The following is a 16,285-nucleotide window of genomic DNA, read 5'->3' on the forward strand; positions in this document are numbered from 1 at the left end:
CCTGGGGAAGGAAATTGGTGGCTGACGACGTCCGTACACCGCAGGTCCTGGATGTGCTCTCCGCGGCCGAGCCGTGGGAGGTTCCGTCGGCGTGGACGGAACGCGTCCGGGCCCAGCTGAAGCTCTGGGCGGACGATCCGGAGGCGTTGCGGCCGCTGCGGCCGGAGGCGTTCCCGGACTTCGTGAAGGGGACGCCGGCCGCGGTCTGGTTCACCCATCAGGTCGCGCCGCTGCTGAGCGGGTGGATCCCGGTCCTGCACGGTGAGTACGCCGACCTGTCCACGGAGCTCACGCACGACTTCTACCGGCCGCCGTCCCGCCTCGGCGGCAACGGCCACGTGATCTACGCGGCGCCCACCGACTGGCACCTGCAGGCGATCGCCGGCGCCCGCGGCTTCCGCGAACTGGGCCGCAAGCACGCGCTGCTCGTGTCCCGCGACGTCGTCCGCCTGTTCGTGGACGCGCCCCCGCTGGCGGCCCGCGCCGAGGCACTGGCCGCCGCGTTCGAGCGGGCGGTGAACGACCGCGACGCCTTCCACCTGCACATCACCGGCGAGTACGACGAGATCGCGAAGTACTGGCGGACCGACGCGCTCACGCCGTCCGAGCGCGCCCTGCTCCCGGAGCTGGCCGGCCCGACCGCCGCGCTCCGGTACTCGCTGAACTCGATCCGCGACACGCACGCCCGGATGCTGATGGCGGTCCCGGACGAGTACGCCGGCGACTTCGCCCAGGTGCTGTCCGAGCTGATCCTGGCCGCCGGGCTGCGCGGCATCCCGCAGTCGGTGGCGAACATCCTCGGCGACGCCGCGGTCGACGTCCACCACGCGTTCGAGGACCTCCGCCCGCGGTTCAGCCTGCAGACCTGGCACGGCCACGTGAACCAGTGGATGTCCCGCGCGATCCGGAACGGGCAGTCACCGCTGGCCCGCGCGTGGGGCGCCGCCGCGGCGCGGGTCGGCGTACACCTGTCCGGCGTACTGACCAAGCAGCCGTGGCCGGAGCCGGAGATCCCCGACCTGACGACGCTGTTCCGGATGCTCGACCGGGAGCGCTGGAGCGCCCTGGAGACGGCCGCGGCGGCGGAGCAGGACAACTCGCTGGCCGCCGCGTGGAGCGACGTCAAGGAGAGCGAGCAGCAGGCCGCGACCGGCAGCAGCAGCCTCGACGACGAGCCGCTGCCGCCGAAGCCGGTCGACCTGAGCGACAACCCGCTCGCCGAGCTCGACTCGCTGATCGGCCTGGAGTCGGTGAAGGACTCCGTCCGCCGGATGGTCGCCGAGGTGAAGACCAACCTGCGCCGGACCGAGCTCGGCCTGCCCAGCCACGAGCGGGCCCGGCACATGGTCTTCGTCGGCAAGCCCGGTACGGCGAAGACGACGATCGCCCGGCTGCTCAGCCGGATCTACCACCAGCTCGGCGTCCTGGAGAAGGGCCACGTGGTCGAGGTCGACCGCTCCGACCTGGTCGGCGCCGGGCTCGGTTCGACCGCGCCGATGACCGCGGCCAAGTTCCGCGAGGCTCTCGGCGGCGTGCTGTTCATCGACGAGGCGTACAGCCTGACGCCGGAGAACACGCCCGGCGACTACGGCCTGGAAGCGGTCGCGACGATCCTGAAGATGATGGAGGACCACCGCAACGACTGCATCGTGATCGTCGCCGGGTACCACCGCGAGATGCAGCGCTTCATGGAGTCGAACACCGGTCTGCAGTCCCGGTTCCCGAAGCTGCTGTCGTTCAGCGAGTACGACACCGACCAGCTGGTGCAGATCTTCGAGCTGCAGGCCCGCCAGAAGGGCATGATCTACGGCGAGGAAGTCCTCGACAAGGTCCGCAGCGTCATCCCGCCCGCACCGCGCGGACACAGCTTCGGCAACGGCCGTTTCATCCGCAACGTCCTCGAGGAAGCCGTCTCCAACCAGGCCACCCGCCTGTCAGCCAGCGACCCGGACAAACTCACCGAACGCGACCTCCGCGAACTCATCCCGTCCGACGTCCGCCCCCCAACCTCAATGCGCGCCGAAGACTATCTACTCCAGAAGCCGGGCACCTGAACCGACCAGGATTCCCGGATTCCGGGTATCATGGATTCATGGATACGCACATCGGGTTCGCTGCGGTGCAGCCGAAGAACGGAACGATCACGATTCCGGCACAGCTCCGTCGGCGGTTCGGGCTCGACAAACCCGGTGCCCAGGTGGAGATCGTCGTCCGTGACGGCGAGATCGTCCTGCTGCCACACGTCGCCGTACCGGCCGAGCAGGCGTGGTTCTGGTCCGAGCGGTGGCAGGCCAAGGAACGCGAGGCCGACACCGAGCTGGCCGCCGGCCACGCGACGACCTTCGACACAGCCGAGGAGTTCCTGGCCCATCTCGAGCACATCGACGACGCGGCGGCGGACGAGTAGGCGTCCGGCCGATGAAGTACCGCACCGCGAGCACGTTCGATCGTGACCTCGCCGGGCTCCCCGGCGATCACCGGCAGATGTTCCTGAAGATCCTGGGAGAACACTTCCTCCCCGCGATTGCCGCCGGCAGCTTCACCGGCACGCCGCCGTGGCCCAAGCGCCTCCGGGTCCACCAATTGGCCGGCGGCATCTACTCCATCACGTGGAGCTTCACCGGTCCCGATGGTCGCGCCACGTTTCATCTCGAACGCACCGACGACGGCGAGACGATCCTCGTCTGGCGCCGGATCGGCACTCACGACGTCTACGACCGGCCCTAGACCGGCGTTGCGAGTGCGACTGGGTTGCCTTCGGGGTCGGCGAGGTAGGCCTGGCGTTCGCCCCAGGGCATGGTGGCCGGTTCCTGGAGGACGGGGTGGCCGGCGGCGCGGAAGCGTTCCACCTCGGCTTCGACGTCGTCGACGTACACGAACAGTTCGAAGCGGGGCGCCGTGCCGACGGTGATGCCGAGCTGGGCCTCCGGCCAGTTGGCGTCGGAGAGCCCGAGCGAGGAGTCGCCGCGCTCGAGGCCGACGTAGTGCGGGTCGCCCTCGAGCGGGAACTGGTACGTCGGCTCGTAGCCGAGCAGCGTGTAGAACTCGACCGCCCGGCGTACGTCGGTCACGTACAGGACCGGGAACGCCTTAGACAAGGTTCGCGATCAGGTCGGCGACCCCGGTCCGCTTGCCCGTGTAGAACGGGACCTCCTCGCGGGTGTGCCGGCGCGCCGTCGCCGCGCGCAGCTCGCGCATCAGGTCGACGATCCGGTGCAGCTCGTCCGCCTCGAAGGCCAGCATCCACTCGTAGTCGCCGAGCGCGAACGCCGCCACGGTGTTCGCCCGGACGTCGGGGAAGCCGCGGGCCATCTTGCCGTGCTCTGCGAGCATCGCGCGACGCTCCTCGTCCGGCAGCAGGTACCACTCGTAGGAACGGACGAACGGGTACACGCAGACGTACGGCCGCGGCTCCTCGTCGGCCAGGAACGCCGGGATGTGGCTCTTGTTGAACTCGGCCGGCCGGTGCAGCGCGAACTGCGACCAGACCGGGACCAGGTGCCGGCCCAGCCGCGACCGGCGCAGCGCGTGGTACGCCTGCTGCAGCGCGTCCGAGCTCGGCGCGTGCCACCAGATCATGAAGTCGGCGTCCGCCCGGAAGCCCTCGACGTCGTAGATCCCGCGGATCACCACGTCGTCCGCGGCCAGCTTCCCGACCAGGTCGTTCAGCTCCGCGGTCAACTCGTCCCGGTCCACGTCGCCGAGCGGCGTCTCCACCTTGAACACCGACCACAGGGTGTAGCGGATGACGTTGTTGAGCTCACGGGCCTTCGGCTTACCAGTCACGATCTCATTGTCTCCAATGCGTCCAGATGCTCCCGCACCCGGGTGGCCGCCTTGCCACCCGATGCCACACACGCGGCGATCCCGACACCCCGGTACGCCGCCCCACACACGGCCAGTCCCGGCACGCCGGCCACCGCCGCCTCCACCCGGTCGACCCGGTCCAGATGCCCCACGGCGTACTGCGGAAGCCCGCCACCCCACCGTGTCACCAACGATCCGACGACATCGCGCAACCCGATCGCCTTCCCCAGATCGGCCACCGCCAACCGCACCAGTTCCTCGTCGGAACGCTGCAGTACGTACTCCTCACCGAGCCGTCCGACCGACGTCCGCAGTACGGCGAGGTCTCCCCCGGCCTCCGCGGACCAGGCCCACTTGGCGTGCGAGTACGTCGCCGCCTTGATCGTGCGCCCCTCGACGGACGGCACCAGGAACCCGGAACCGGTCGCCCCCGCGGGCCAGTCGGCCTTCCGGACCGCGAGCGTGACGATCGCCATACTCGCGTACTCGATCGCGCCCAGCTCGGTCGATGCCGCGGGCGCCAGCCCGGCGAGCATCCGCGCGGCCGGCGTCGCGGGTACGGCGACCACGATCGCGTCCGCGGTCAGGTACGTCGGCGCGGGCACCGGCCCGGCCTCCAGCTCGAACCCCTCGGCCGTGCGCGTGATCCGCCGTACGGCGAGCTTGGTCCGGAGCTGCACGCCGCGCCGCGTGAGGTCCTGCTCCAGGGCGGCGACGACCCGGTTGATGCCCCCGGCAACACCCGCGAACACCGGCTGACCGGCGCGCTTCTGCCCGAGTTCGCGCAGCTCGGCCGTCGCGGCGAGCAGGCTCGGCGCGGTCCGCAGCTTCGCGTACAGGTCGGGTACGGCGGCGGCGAGCGAGATCTCCTCGGCCTTCCCGGCGTACACCCCGCCGAGCAGCGGGTCGACCAGCTTGTCGGTGACCGCGGACCCCATCCGGTCGGCCACGAACCGCCCGATCGCCACGTCCTCGGTCAGCGCGGGCGCGGCCAGCTCCGCCTCGTGCGCGACCTGCTCGGCGGCGGCCTCCCCGAGTACGTCGGTGGTCGCGGACGGATCCACCGGGACACCCATCACGGTCGGCGGGATCGCCCGGATCCGGTCACCCACCCACAGTCCCGCGGACGTCGTTGCCGGGTGCACCAGATCCAGCCCGACCGCCTTGATCAGGTCCACCGCCTCGGGCCGACGGGCCAGCACCGACTCGGCGCCGAGGTCCACCGGCACGCCCTCGACGTCGGCACCGGCCAGCTTGCCGCCGAGCCGCGGCGACCCTTCGAGGACCGTGACCTGCGGCGGGTTCGGCCCGGTCGCCAGCGCGTGTGCCGCCGCCAGTCCGCTGATCCCGCCACCGACCACCACGACCCGCTTCACAGCGCCTCCAGGACGTACTTCTTGCCCGGCCCGAGATCGGTGCTCGAGACCCCGACCTGCCGGAAGCCGGTCCGGGTCAGTACCGCCTGCGACGCCGGATTCCGGTCCGAAGCACCCGCCCGCAGCGACGTCAGGCCGTAGCCGCGCGCCAGGTCGAGCATCGCCCGTACTGCGGCCGTCGCCAGCCCCTGGCCCGCCCGCTTCTCCGCGATCCGGTAGCCCAGCTCGGCCGCGCCGTCCGCCAGGTCGATCAGGTTCACCCGGCCGACCACCGCGCCGTCCTCGTCCACCAGCACGTGGAAACGGCAGACGCCCGCCTCCTGCTCCGCCAACTGCGCGGCGTGCCGGGCCGGGAAGTTCGCGAAGTACTCGTCGCCGCGGTCCCAGATCCAGGAGGCGAAGTACGCCCGGTTCGCCAGCTCGAAGGCGAGGACGGCGTCGGCGTGGTCGGCGCGCAGGGGCTCCAGCGTCACCCGGTGGTCAGGCAGATACATGCTGCACGTACTTGGTGATCCGCGCCAGCACGTCGGGATCCGCGTTCGGCGGGACCCCGTGGCCGAGGTTGAAGATGTGCCCCGGCGCGGCCTTGCCCTCGGCAAGGATCCGGTCCAGCTCCGGCTCGATCGCCTCCCAGCCCGCGAACAGCAGTGCCGGGTCGAGGTTGCCCTGCACCGGCTTCGGCCCGATCCGCCGTACGGCCTCGTCCAGCGGGACCCGCCAGTCGACGCCGACCACGTCCGCGCCGGCCGCGCCCATCAGCCCGAGCAGCTCGCCCGTGTTCACGCCGAAGTGCACCCGCGGTACGCCGTACTGCTTGATCGCCTCGAACACCCGCGCGGTGTGCGGCAGCACGAACCGCTCGTAGTCCCGCGGCGACAGGCCACCCGCCCACGAGTCGAACAGCTGGACCGCCGAGGCGCCGGCCTCCACCTGGATCGCCAGGTACGCGATCGCGACGTCGGCGAGCCGCTCCGCCAGCGAGTGCCACAACGCCGGGTCGCGGTGCATCATCGCCTTGGTCTTCGCGAAATCCTTGCTCGGCCCGCCCTCGACCAGGTACGACGCCACCGTGAACGGCGCGCCCGCGAACCCGATCAGCGGCGTACCGCCGAGCTCCGAGACCAACTGCTGCACAGCCTCCGTGGTGTACGGCACGTCCGCCGGCGTCACCGGGCGAACCCGGCCGACGCCCTCGGCGTCCCGGATCGGGTCCGCGACCACCGGGCCGACGCCGGGCTTGATGTCGATGTCGAAACCGGCCGACTTCAGCGGCGCCACGATGTCGGAGTAGAAGATCGCGGCGTCGACGCCGTAACGGCGGACCGGCTGCAGCGTTATCTCGACGACGAGGTCGGGCCGGGTCAGGGCCTCGAGCATCGAGGTGCCCTCTCGGACCTTGCGGTACTCCGGGAGCGCGCGGCCCGCCTGCCGCATGAACCACACCGGAGTGTGCGGCGGCCGCTCACCCCGGGCAGCGAGCAGGTAGGCGGAACTGTCCAGCGATGGGGGTAACGTCGAGGCCACGGTCCGATGATCCCACGCGGCCGTCGGCGCCTGGCGGCCTGGTCGCACACAGCTACCGGCGCGTCTAAGCGCGCGGCGGTGAGTAATCAGTCGTAGGCTGCCGATATGGGTGCCCGCAAGCAGGTCGACGCGCCACCCGCGGAGTTCGCCGAGGCAGTCTCGCAGTTACGAGGTGCCCGGTTCAGGCCCGAGGTTTTCGTCGAGGAGATGCCCGCACCGCAGCGGATCGCACCGCATGCGGCGGCGGTCAGCGCGGACGTGACGGTCGACGGTGACGATGTCGCCACCGGCCGCCTGGTCGTCCTCTACGATCCCGCGGGGAACGACGCCTGGCAGTCGACCTTCCGCTGTGTCGCGTACGTGCGCGCCGCCGTCGAACCGGAGATGGTGACCGACGCGCTGCTCGGCGGCGTGGGCTGGACCTGGCTGATGGAGGCGCTCGCGGACCGCGGCGCCGACTTCCTGGCACCGAGCGGTACCGTGACCAGGGTGGTTTCGGAAAGCTTCGGCGGGATGGCCGACGACGACGCGACCGCGGAGATCGAGATCCGCGCGTCGTGGAGCCCCGTGCCGGGGAGTGACGTGACGCGCCACGCCGAGGCCTGGGGTGAAGTCCTCTGTACGGCGGCCGGCCTGCCGCCCGTTCCGCCGGGGGTGGTCGCGATGCCGACCCGGCGTGGACAGCGGGGCCGATGAGCCCAGCCGACCAACAGGCGTCCACCGCGGCGGACCCCACAGCCGACCTGCCCCTGCTCGAGCTCAGGGACGGGCTGTCCGAGGTGATCGACACCGATCCGGCGCTGACCGAGACCGTCGAGGCGTTCCAGGCCGGTACCGGTCCGGTCGCCGTCGACGCCGAACGGGCGTCCGGCTACCGGTACTCGCACCGCGCGTACCTGGTCCAGCTGCGCCGCGAAGGCTCCGGCTCCGCGCTCGTCGACCCGATCCCGTTCGGGGACCTGTCCGCGCTCGGTGACGCGATCGTCGACGCCGAGTGGATCATCCACGCCGCCAACCAGGACCTGGCCTGCCTGGCCGAGGTCGGGATGGTGCCGCGGAAGGTCTTCGACACCGAGCTGGCCGGCCGGCTGCTCGGGTACCCGAAGGTCGGGCTCGCCTCGCTGGTCAGCGAAGTACTCGGCTACCGGATGCGCAAGGAGCACTCCGCCGCCGACTGGTCCACCCGGCCGCTGCCGTCGCCGTGGCTGGTGTACGCCGCGCTCGACGTCGAGATGCTGATCGAACTGCGGAACGCGATCGAGCAGGAACTCCGCCGGGCCGGCAAGTGGGAGTGGGCCGACCAGGAGTTCACCGCGATCCTGGACGCACCCCCACGGGAGCCGAAGCCGGACCCGTGGCGCCGTACGTCCGGCATGCACCGGGTCCGGAACCGCCGCAGCCTGGCCGTCGTACGGGCGCTGTGGGAGGCCCGCGACCAGATCGCCGAATCCGCGGACATCTCCCCCGGCCGGATCCTGCCGGACGCCGCGATCGTCGAGGCGGCGTCCGCGATGCCGACCGACCGGGACGCGCTGCAGAAGCTGACCGCGTTCAAGGGCCGCGGCGCGCACCGGCACATGCGCACCTGGTGGGAGGCGGTCGACCACGCCCGCAAACTCCCCGAGTCCCAGCTCCCGAAGCAGGGCCCCCGGTACGACGGCCCCCCGCCGGCCCGCGCTTGGGCTGACCGCGACCCGGACGCCGCCGCCCGCCTCTCCACCGCCCGCACCGCCGTCGCCGAAATCGCCGAGGCCCACCGCCTCCCGACCGAAAACCTCCTGGCCCCCGACACCATCCGCCGCCTCGCCTGGTCCCCACCCCCCGAGGTAACCGTCGACGTGGTCACCACCTTCCTCCGCGACCACCACGCCCGCCCCTGGCAAATAGCCCTAACAGCCACCGTCCTCACCGACGCCATGACCTCAGAAGCCCCCGCCAAACCCCTCGACTAAACACCACCCCGCGAAAGGACACCGCTCCGCGGCGACAGTCCTTCTGGCCGCCTCCGGCGGCGTGCTACCGCCGTGGTGCTGGACCGCCGTCGTGCGCGCAAGCTGACCCGGTGCACGGGAGCCGACCCCTCGCGTCCAACACGTCGAGTCGCCGATGCGCATCTCGGCGTGGCCGATCCGCCCCTGCTCGTCGACAACGCGCCCGCCCAGGTCCTCGGCGTCGAAGGTGGCCGCGAGGAGGTCGATCAGGCCAGCGGTGTCACGGCCGATGATCCACGGAGTCAGCGTGGCAACTGTCGGGGATCGGGGGCACTGTCAGCTGCTGCTCCTTCGGCTCGGTTGTCCTCAACCACAGGAACCGAAGCGGACACGCTACTCGCCAGATCCGTGCGGATCTCGGCGCGCAGGCTTAGCAGCGTCTGCAGTGCGCCGACCAGGATCACCGCCGCGATGATCGCGAAGATCTGGCGGAAGCTGAGCAGGCTGACCAGCAGGCTGCCGAGGGCGAGCGAGATCGCCTGCGGTGTGGAGATCAGCACCTCGACGGCGGTCGACACCCGGCCGATCAGGTGGGTCGGGGAGCGGCGCTGCATCAGCGTCGTGAGGGCCACGAACGTCCACGGCAGCCCGACTCCGCAGATCGCGGCGCCCACCAGCACGACGACGATCGTGGACGCCGCGGCGCAGACGATCGTGGCGACGGCCAGCAACACCAGCCCGAGTACGCAGGTGGCGATCTCCCCCAGCCGCCGTACGGCGCGACTCGCGGTCAGGCCGCCGAGGACGGCGCCGACGCCCTGGCAGGTGACGAAGACGCCGGAGAACGTCGGCGGTCTGCCGAAGGCGTCCATCAGTGCGTAGATCGACGACTCGAAGAACCCGATCACCAGGATCGAGATCGCCAGCCCGAGGAGTACGTTGCGGAGCACCCGGTCGGCGGCCAGGAACCGTACGCCGCCGAGCAGATCTTCCCGGAACGTGCTCTTCGCCGGTGCCGGTGTCTCGGCCACCGTGATCGTCGCGATCAGCACGCCCGCGATCACGAAGGTCGTCGCGTCGATCACCGCCACCAGCCAGCCACCCGCGGACGCGAACACCGCCGCGCCGACGAGCGGCCCGAACAACCGGTAGCCCTCCTTGATCGTCGCGAGGCTGGAGTTCGCGTCGACGAGCAGGTCGTCCGGCAGCAGTTCCTTGAGCAGCCCGTTCACAGCCGCGGGCAGTACGACGAACGAGACGCCGTACAGGAACGCCACCACCCAGATGATCCACACGTCGCCCGCGTCCCGGACGAGGACCAGTGGGAGTACGGCGGCCGCGCTGGCGAAGTTGCCCCAGACCAGGATCGGCTTGCGTGGCAGGCGGTCCACCCAGACGCCGAACAGCGGTGCGCCGAGTGCGGGCAGCACCATGAAGAAGAACGTGAGGCCGGCCTGCGCGTTCGAGCCGGTGAGCGTCTTCACCCACATGCTCAGCACCAGCAGCATCACCGAGTCGCCGAGCATCGACGTACTCAGGCCGCCGAACAGCCGCCCGAACCCGGGCCGCGCGAACAGCTTCCTCATGCCCGATCGACCCCCGGGAAGTATGTCGGGACGCCCCAGGTGACGAACTCACACAGCCGCGAACCGGCCGGCCGCTGCGCTGGATCGGTCAGCCGCTCGACGTACCGATCGAGAATCGCGTTGAGCGCATCGTTCATCTCCTTCAGCTCGTCGGCGGTCAGCCAGGCCACCATCTCGGTGTTGTTGCGCGCGGCACGCCACTCCTCGGTGTCGTCCGGCGCGCGCTGCTGCGACTCCCGCAGCCGGTCGATCGCCCGGCCCATCATCACGTCGGACAGCCCCTCCGCCGCGCGCCGCTGCTCGCCCGACGCCGACTCATGCTCCTCGTCCCAGGCGAACCCGAGCCCCGGCACCTGCCACGGCCGCTGCCGTCCTTTGCCTCCCTCGGCCTCCTCGACGAACCCGTGCTGCGCCAGCTTGCGCAGATGCCACGAGCAGTTCGCCGGCGTCTCGTCGAGCCGATCCGCCAGCTCGGTCGCGGTCAGCGGCCCGCTGATCGACAGCAGCTCGATGATCGCCATCCGCACCGGATGGGCCAGCGCGTTGAGTTCACGGGGGTCGCTCAGGCGGCGATGCGGGTTCGGCATGGCGTCGAAAGTACTCTTTCGAAAGAGTTGTTGCAATGCCGGGCAAAGAATCGCCCGCCACCATCAGGTGACGGGCGATCGGTCAGGCGGGGAGCTGGGCCTCGATCGCGCTGACGACCTCGTCCGACTCCGGTTCGGTCCGCGGGCGGAAGCGCGCCGCCACGGTGCCGTCCGCACCGATCAGGAACTTCTCGAAGTTCCACTGGATGTCGCCGGCCTCGCCGTCGGCGTCCGCCGTCTGAGTCAACTCGGCATACAGCGGGTGCCGGCCCTCGCCGTTCACCTCGAGCTTGTCCAGCATCGGGAAGGTCACGCCGTACGTCGTGGAGCAGAACGTCTCGATCTCCTCGGCCGACCCGGGCTCCTGGCCGCCGAACTGGTTGCACGGCGCCCCGAGCACCGTGAAGCCGCGGGACGCGTACTTCTTCTGCAGGTTCTCCAGGCCCTCGTACTGCGGCGTCAGGCCGCACTTCGACGCCACGTTCACGACGAGAACAGCCTTGCCCTTGTACTCACCGAGGGTGGTCGGTGCGCCGGACAGAGTGGTCAGCGGAATGTCGTACAGGCTCATGCTCATCCTTGGGAGGTTGGGAGATGACGGGCGAGAAAGTCCTCGGTACGCCGCCACGCGAGCGCGGAGGCGTCGGCGTTGTGGAACATCGGCAGCGGGTTGTCGAACGCGTGCCCGGCACCGTCGTACCGGTGCACCTCGGCACCACTCAGCGCAGGCACGATCGCATCCACGTCCAGGAACGTGTCCTCGTTACCGAAGTGGTGCAGCGCCGGCGCCTCGGGGCGGAGGTCGAGCAGCCGCGGGAGGGCCGAGCCGTAATAGCTGATCAGCACGTCCGGGGAGGACACGGCCGACACGTTGAAGCCCAGTCCCCCACCGAAGCAGAACCCGACGACGGCTGTGCCGCTACCGCGCGACTTCAGCTGCTCCAGTACGGAGACCGCGTCGGCGACGGCCTGGTCCCAGTCGAGCCGCTGGACGATGCCCATCGCCCGCGGCAGCAGGTCCGGCGCCGACTCGTCCAGCTCGGTGTCGTCGAGGCGCCAGTAGATCTCCGGCGCGATCACGTAGTACCCGAGGGCGTGCAGGTCCGCGGCACGTTGCTTGATGTAGTCGGAGACCCCGAAGATCTCCTGCAGCAGCAGGACTCCGGGCGCGTCACTGCCCGCGGACCCCCACTCGTGGAACGGAATCTCCAAGGTCACACGGTGAAGCGTACGACCTCCGGTTCAACCGGTATCGGCTTGGGTGCGGGCATCCAAGACTTCGTCTCGGCGATCGCGTCCAGCAGCAGCTGATACAGCCGGTCGTCCGGGTTCGGTACGCAGGCCTGCGAGATCCCCTCGACGGCGCAGGACACCGCGCGAGGCGCCGTACGGCGGGCGAAGTCCGGGGTCACGCGGCGCGCGCGGGCGGTGAAGGACCGCGCCCACTTGGTCGCCTGCGGGACGGCGTGCAGGATCTCGACCGACTCCGGCTCGAGGTCGTCCGGCGGCCGCCCGTCGAGCGCGGCGAGCTGCCGCTCCCCCACCAGCAGCGCGACGGCCAGGATGTACTGGCGCTCCTGCGAGACGACCGGCAGCGCGTGCCGGATGCAGCGGGCGGTGACCCGCGGTACGACGTGTGGGTCGTCGGGGGTCAGCCCGATCACGGACGGGATCAACGGCGCCAGGCGGGAACGCCCCGAGTCGCTGGTGCAGTCGTTGACGTCCCGGGCGACACCGGCCAGCAGCGGATGCGTACAGGCGGGATGGTCGGACCACGGCTCGCCGGCCAGGTACGACGCGAACTCCATGAAGCAGGCGCCCTTACGCGGGCTGCGGTGTTTCCCCCGGCTGAGGACCGGCACGGCAAGATCGAGATTGTTCATAGAACGGCTCCAGAGACACGGACCTTGGGTCCAGCATGCGCCGATTCGACGGCGGATGCTACGGGTAACCGGACCTCCACCACTCATCAAGTTCCCGTTCGCCTCACTCGTCACGCTCCGCCGTCCGGCGCTCCGCGCCGGACGGCGGAGGTTGGTGAGTGCCGGGCGTCCGCCGTGTGAGCGGACCCACAGGCGCGCCTCCTTTGGCAGTTCTGTTACTCACGGGTAGCATCGGGGTAGATTTCCCGACCTTCAGAGGAGGGCCCTCGTGCCCCGTGAGATCCGCGATGTCGTGTACGTCGACGGCGTTCGCACCCCGTTCGGCAAGGCCAAGGGCCAGTACGCCGAGACCCGAGCCGACGACCTGGTCATCAAATGCATCCGGGAGCTCCTCCGGCGGAACCCAAGCCTTCCCCCGGAACGCGTGGACGAGGTCGCGATCGCGGCCACCACCCAGATCGGCGACCAGGGCCTGACCATCGGCCGGACCGCCGCGCTGCTGGCCGGCCTGCCGAACACCACGCCCGGCTACGCCATCGACCGGATGTGCGCCGGCGCGATGACCGCCGTCACCACCACCGCGGCCGGGATCGCGTTCGGCGCGTACGACGTGGTCGTGGCCGGCGGCGTCGAGCACATGGGCCGGCACCCGATGGGCGAGGGCGTGGACCCGAACCCGCGGATCATCTCCGAGAAGCTGGTCGACACCTCCGCGCTGGTGATGGGCTCGACCGCCGAGAACCTGCACGACCGGTACCCGACCATCACCAAGGAGCGCGCCGACGCGTACGCCGTCGCCTCCCAGGAGAAGGCGGCCAAGGCCTACGCGAACGACCTGATCCAGCCGGACCTGGTGCCGGTCGCGACCCGTTCCGCGGAGCAGGGCTGGGGCTACGCCACCACCGACGAGCCGATGCGCCCGGGCACCACGGCCGAGGACCTGGCCGGCCTGAAGACGCCGTTCCGCCCGCACGGCCGGGTGACCGCGGGCAACTCCGCCGGCATCAACGACGGCGCGACGGCCTGCGTACTGACCTCCGCCGAGGCGGCCGAGGAGCTCGGGCTGACCCCGAAGATGAAGCTGGTCTCGTACGCGTTCGCCGGTGTCGAGCCGGAGGTGATGGGCGAGGGCCCGATCCCCGCGACCGAGAAGGCGCTGCGCCTGGCCGGGCTGTCCATCGACGACATCCAGGCGTTCGAGGTGAACGAGGCGTTCGCCGTGCAGGTGCTGGCGTTCCTGGAGCACTACGGCATCGCCGACGACGACCCGCGGGTGAACCCGTACGGCGGCGCGATCGCGTTCGGGCACCCGCTCGCGTCGTCCGGCGTCCGGCTGATGAACCAGCTGGCCAAGCAGTTCGAGCAGCGCCCCGAGGTCCGCTACGGCCTCACCACGATGTGCGTCGGCCTCGGCATGGGCGGGACCGTCATCTGGGAGAACCCGAACTGGGAGGGTCACAAGTGAGCCTGCAGGAACTGATCGACTCTGCGTCTGCGCTGTCGACCGACGAGGTAGTCACCCAGGTGCACTCACGGGACGTCAAGCTCCCTGGTGACGCAGGCCTGATGGCCCTCATCACGCTGGACAACGGCCACGACCACACCAAGCCGAACACGTTCGGCCCCAAGGGCCTCGGCTCGCTGAACGCGGCGATCGACGCGGCGCTGGCCCGCGACGAGGTCGTCGCGATCGGCGTCACCGGCAAGCCGTTCATCCTGGCCGCGGGCGCGGACCTGACCGGCGTACCGAAGCTGACCGACCGGGAGCAGGCGCTGGCGCTCGGCAAGATCGGGCACGGCGTGATGCGGAAGCTGCAGGACGGCGGCAAGCCGTCGTTCGCGTTCGTCAACGGTGTGGCGCTCGGCGGCGGGCTCGAGGTCGCGCTGCACGCGACGTACCGGACGGTCTCGGTCGCGGCCGGGATGCTGTCGACGCCCGAGGTGTTCCTCGGGCTGCTCCCGGGCTGGGGCGGCAACTTCCTGCTGCCGAACCTGATCGGGGCGGACAACGCGGTCAAGGTCGTCGTCGAGAACGCGCTCAACCAGAACAAGATGCTCAGCGGACCGGAGGCCGTGAAGCTCGGCATCGGCGACGTACTGCTGGAGTCGGCGGACTTCCTGGAGCAGTCGCTGCTGTGGGCGTCGAAGGTCCTGACCGGTCAGATCACGGTCGAGCGGGCCGAGATCGACCGTGGCGAGGCCTGGGACGCGGCCGTTGCCCGGGGCAAGGCTTTCGCCGACGTCAAGGTGAGCGGCGCGGCGCCGGCGCCGTACCGGGCGCTGGACCTGATCGCGGCCGCCAAGGACAACGACCGCGACCGCGGGTTCGCGGCCGAGGACGAGGCGCTCGCCGACCTGATCATGAGCGAGGAGCTCCGCAGCGGGCTGTACGCGTTCGACCTGGTGAACAAGCGGGCCAAGCGCCCGGCCGGTGCACCGGACAAGTCGCTGGCGCGGCCGGTGAACAAGGTCGGCGTGGTCGGTGCGGGCCTGATGGCAGGTCAGTTGGCGCTGCTGTTCGCGCGCCGGCTCGAGGTTCCCGTCGTACTCACGGATCTCGACCAGGAGCGGGTGGACCGCGGCGTCGGGTACGTACACGGTGAGATCGACAAGCTGCTCGCGAAGGGCCGGGTCCGCCCGGACAAGGCGAACCAACTGAAGGCGCTCGTCACCGGCTCGGTGGACAAGGGCGCGTTCGCGGACGCGGACTTCGTGATCGAGGCCGTGTTCGAGGAGCTGCAACTGAAGAAGACGATCTTCGCCGACCTGGAGAAGATCGTCCGGCCGGACGCGGTCCTGGCGACCAACACGTCGTCGTTGTCGGTGACCGAGATGGCCGCGGACCTGGAGCACCCGGAGCGGGTCGTCGGGTTCCACTTCTTCAACCCGGTCGCGGTCCTGCCGCTGCTGGAGATCATCCGCGCGGACAAGACCGACGATGCCGCGCTGGCGACCGCGTTCGCGGTCGGTAAGAAGCTGAAGAAGTCGTGCGTGCTGGTGAAGGACGCGCCGGCCTTCGTGGTGAACCGGCTGCTGACCCGCTTCCTCGGTGAGGTCAGTGCGGCGGTCGACGAGGGTACGCCGATCCTCGACGCCGACCGGGCGCTCTCCGCGCTCGGCCTGCCGATGCCGCCGTTCGTCCTGCTGCAACTGGTGGGCCTGCCGGTCGCACTGCACGTCGCCGAGACGATGAACCGCGCGTACCCCGACCGGTACGCCGTCTCCGAGAACCTGGCGAAGGTCGTTGCCGCCGGCAAGAGCTCGTTCTACGTCTGGCCGGAGGGCAAGCCGGTCGTCGACCCGGAGGTCGAGGCCCTGGTCACGGTCGGCGACAAGCCGTCGACCGCCGACGAGCTCCGGACCCGGGTCCTCACGGCCCTCGCCGAGGAGATCAGGATCATGCTCGACGAGGGCGTGGTCGCCGAGGCCCAGGACATCGACCTGTGCCTGCTGCTCGGCGCCGGCTGGCCGTTCCACCTGGGCGGCATCACGCCGTACCTGGACCGCACCGGCATCTCGGAGAAGGTCAACGGGAGCCGCTTCCTCCCGAAGGGCGTGGCAAGCCTCGCCTGACAGAGACCGCTGGGGGTC

Annotated in this window: 17 protein-coding genes; 7 read left to right on the forward strand and 10 right to left on the reverse strand. The window is 70.5% G+C overall.

Going from position 1 to position 16,285, the window contains the following annotated elements; all coding sequences use genetic code 11:
- Positions 1–17: 17 nt before the first annotated feature.
- Genes ACQHIV_RS12650 through ACQHIV_RS12660 form a run of 3 tightly spaced genes read left to right on the forward strand, consistent with a single transcriptional unit; the run spans position 18 to position 2,727 of the window.
- Entirely contained in the window at positions 18–2,054 is a 2,037-nt protein-coding gene (locus ACQHIV_RS12650) for an AAA family ATPase (protein ID WP_427893909.1), read from the forward strand.
- Between the two features lie 38 nt (positions 2,055–2,092).
- A complete protein-coding gene (locus tag ACQHIV_RS12655) occupies positions 2,093–2,407 on the forward strand; it encodes an AbrB/MazE/SpoVT family DNA-binding domain-containing protein (protein WP_427893911.1) in 315 nt (104 codons plus the stop codon).
- An 11-nt stretch (positions 2,408–2,418) separates the two neighbouring features.
- The gene (locus tag ACQHIV_RS12660; RefSeq protein WP_427893913.1) at positions 2,419–2,727 is read left to right on the forward strand and encodes a hypothetical protein; all 309 of its coding nucleotides are present in this window, start codon (positions 2,419–2,421) and stop codon (positions 2,725–2,727) included.
- On the opposite strand, the gene ACQHIV_RS12665 is transcribed toward ACQHIV_RS12660, so the two are convergent.
- From ACQHIV_RS12665 to hemE, 5 genes are read right to left on the reverse strand one after another with little or no spacing between them, the layout of a single operon-like run.
- On the reverse strand, positions 2,724–3,098 hold the full coding sequence (locus tag ACQHIV_RS12665) for a VOC family protein (RefSeq protein ID WP_427893915.1): 375 nt from the start codon (positions 3,096–3,098) through the stop codon (positions 2,724–2,726). The genes ACQHIV_RS12660 and ACQHIV_RS12665 overlap by 4 nt on opposite strands.
- Complete coding sequence (hemQ, locus tag ACQHIV_RS12670; protein WP_427896472.1) at positions 3,091–3,789, reverse strand: hydrogen peroxide-dependent heme synthase; 699 nt, start codon at positions 3,787–3,789, stop codon at positions 3,091–3,093. The genes ACQHIV_RS12665 and hemQ overlap by 8 nt, the downstream gene beginning before the upstream one ends.
- Complete coding sequence (gene hemG, locus ACQHIV_RS12675; RefSeq protein ID WP_427893917.1) at positions 3,783–5,183, reverse strand: protoporphyrinogen oxidase; 1,401 nt, start codon at positions 5,181–5,183, stop codon at positions 3,783–3,785. The genes hemQ and hemG overlap by 7 nt, the downstream gene beginning before the upstream one ends.
- The gene (locus ACQHIV_RS12680; protein ID WP_427893919.1) at positions 5,180–5,677 is read right to left on the reverse strand and encodes a GNAT family N-acetyltransferase; all 498 of its coding nucleotides are present in this window, start codon (positions 5,675–5,677) and stop codon (positions 5,180–5,182) included. Before ACQHIV_RS12680 ends, hemG begins: the two co-directional genes overlap by 4 nt.
- Positions 5,664–6,707, reverse strand: a complete 1,044-nt coding sequence (gene hemE, locus ACQHIV_RS12685; protein WP_427893921.1) for a uroporphyrinogen decarboxylase — start codon at positions 6,705–6,707, stop codon at positions 5,664–5,666. The genes ACQHIV_RS12680 and hemE overlap by 14 nt, the downstream gene beginning before the upstream one ends.
- A gap of 105 nt (positions 6,708–6,812) precedes the next feature.
- On the opposite strand from hemE, the gene ACQHIV_RS12690 reads away from it, so the two are divergent.
- Positions 6,813–7,403 carry a DUF3000 domain-containing protein gene (locus ACQHIV_RS12690; RefSeq protein ID WP_427893923.1) on the forward strand — a complete coding sequence of 197 codons (591 nt, stop codon included), beginning with the start codon at positions 6,813–6,815 and terminating at the stop codon, positions 7,401–7,403.
- Positions 7,400–8,659, forward strand: a complete 1,260-nt coding sequence (locus tag ACQHIV_RS12695) for a ribonuclease D (RefSeq protein WP_427893925.1) — start codon at positions 7,400–7,402, stop codon at positions 8,657–8,659. Before ACQHIV_RS12690 ends, ACQHIV_RS12695 begins: the two co-directional genes overlap by 4 nt.
- A 281-nt stretch (positions 8,660–8,940) precedes the next feature.
- Here ACQHIV_RS12695 and ACQHIV_RS12700 read toward each other — a convergent pair whose 3' ends face one another.
- The 5 genes from ACQHIV_RS12700 to ACQHIV_RS12720 form a co-directional block, all read right to left on the reverse strand.
- On the reverse strand, positions 8,941–10,224 hold the full coding sequence (locus ACQHIV_RS12700) for an MFS transporter (RefSeq protein ID WP_427893927.1): 1,284 nt from the start codon (positions 10,222–10,224) through the stop codon (positions 8,941–8,943).
- Complete coding sequence (locus tag ACQHIV_RS12705) at positions 10,221–10,811, reverse strand: winged helix-turn-helix domain-containing protein (RefSeq protein ID WP_427893929.1); 591 nt, start codon at positions 10,809–10,811, stop codon at positions 10,221–10,223. Before ACQHIV_RS12705 ends, ACQHIV_RS12700 begins: the two co-directional genes overlap by 4 nt.
- An 82-nt stretch (positions 10,812–10,893) precedes the next feature.
- Positions 10,894–11,382, reverse strand: coding sequence for a glutathione peroxidase (locus ACQHIV_RS12710; RefSeq protein WP_427896474.1), 489 nt, complete (start codon positions 11,380–11,382; stop codon positions 10,894–10,896).
- A 2-nt stretch (positions 11,383–11,384) separates the two neighbouring features.
- Complete coding sequence (locus ACQHIV_RS12715) at positions 11,385–12,029, reverse strand: dienelactone hydrolase family protein (RefSeq protein ID WP_427893931.1); 645 nt, start codon at positions 12,027–12,029, stop codon at positions 11,385–11,387.
- A complete protein-coding gene (locus tag ACQHIV_RS12720) occupies positions 12,026–12,694 on the reverse strand; it encodes a hypothetical protein (protein WP_427893933.1) in 669 nt (222 codons plus the stop codon). The genes ACQHIV_RS12715 and ACQHIV_RS12720 overlap by 4 nt, the downstream gene beginning before the upstream one ends.
- 268 nt (positions 12,695–12,962) lie before the next feature.
- Here ACQHIV_RS12720 and ACQHIV_RS12725 point away from each other — a divergent pair, with 268 nt between their 5' ends.
- Together ACQHIV_RS12725 and ACQHIV_RS12730 are read left to right on the forward strand one after the other, a co-directional pair.
- Complete coding sequence (locus tag ACQHIV_RS12725; RefSeq protein ID WP_427893935.1) at positions 12,963–14,159, forward strand: thiolase family protein; 1,197 nt, start codon at positions 12,963–12,965, stop codon at positions 14,157–14,159.
- Entirely contained in the window at positions 14,156–16,267 is a 2,112-nt protein-coding gene (locus ACQHIV_RS12730; RefSeq protein ID WP_427893937.1) for a 3-hydroxyacyl-CoA dehydrogenase NAD-binding domain-containing protein, read from the forward strand. Before ACQHIV_RS12725 ends, ACQHIV_RS12730 begins: the two co-directional genes overlap by 4 nt.
- Positions 16,268–16,285: the final 18 nt, after the last annotated feature.

Origin of the sequence: Kribbella polygonati (genome assembly GCF_050320105.1) — a bacterium.
In the GTDB taxonomy this organism is placed as follows: domain Bacteria; phylum Actinomycetota; class Actinomycetes; order Propionibacteriales; family Kribbellaceae; genus Kribbella.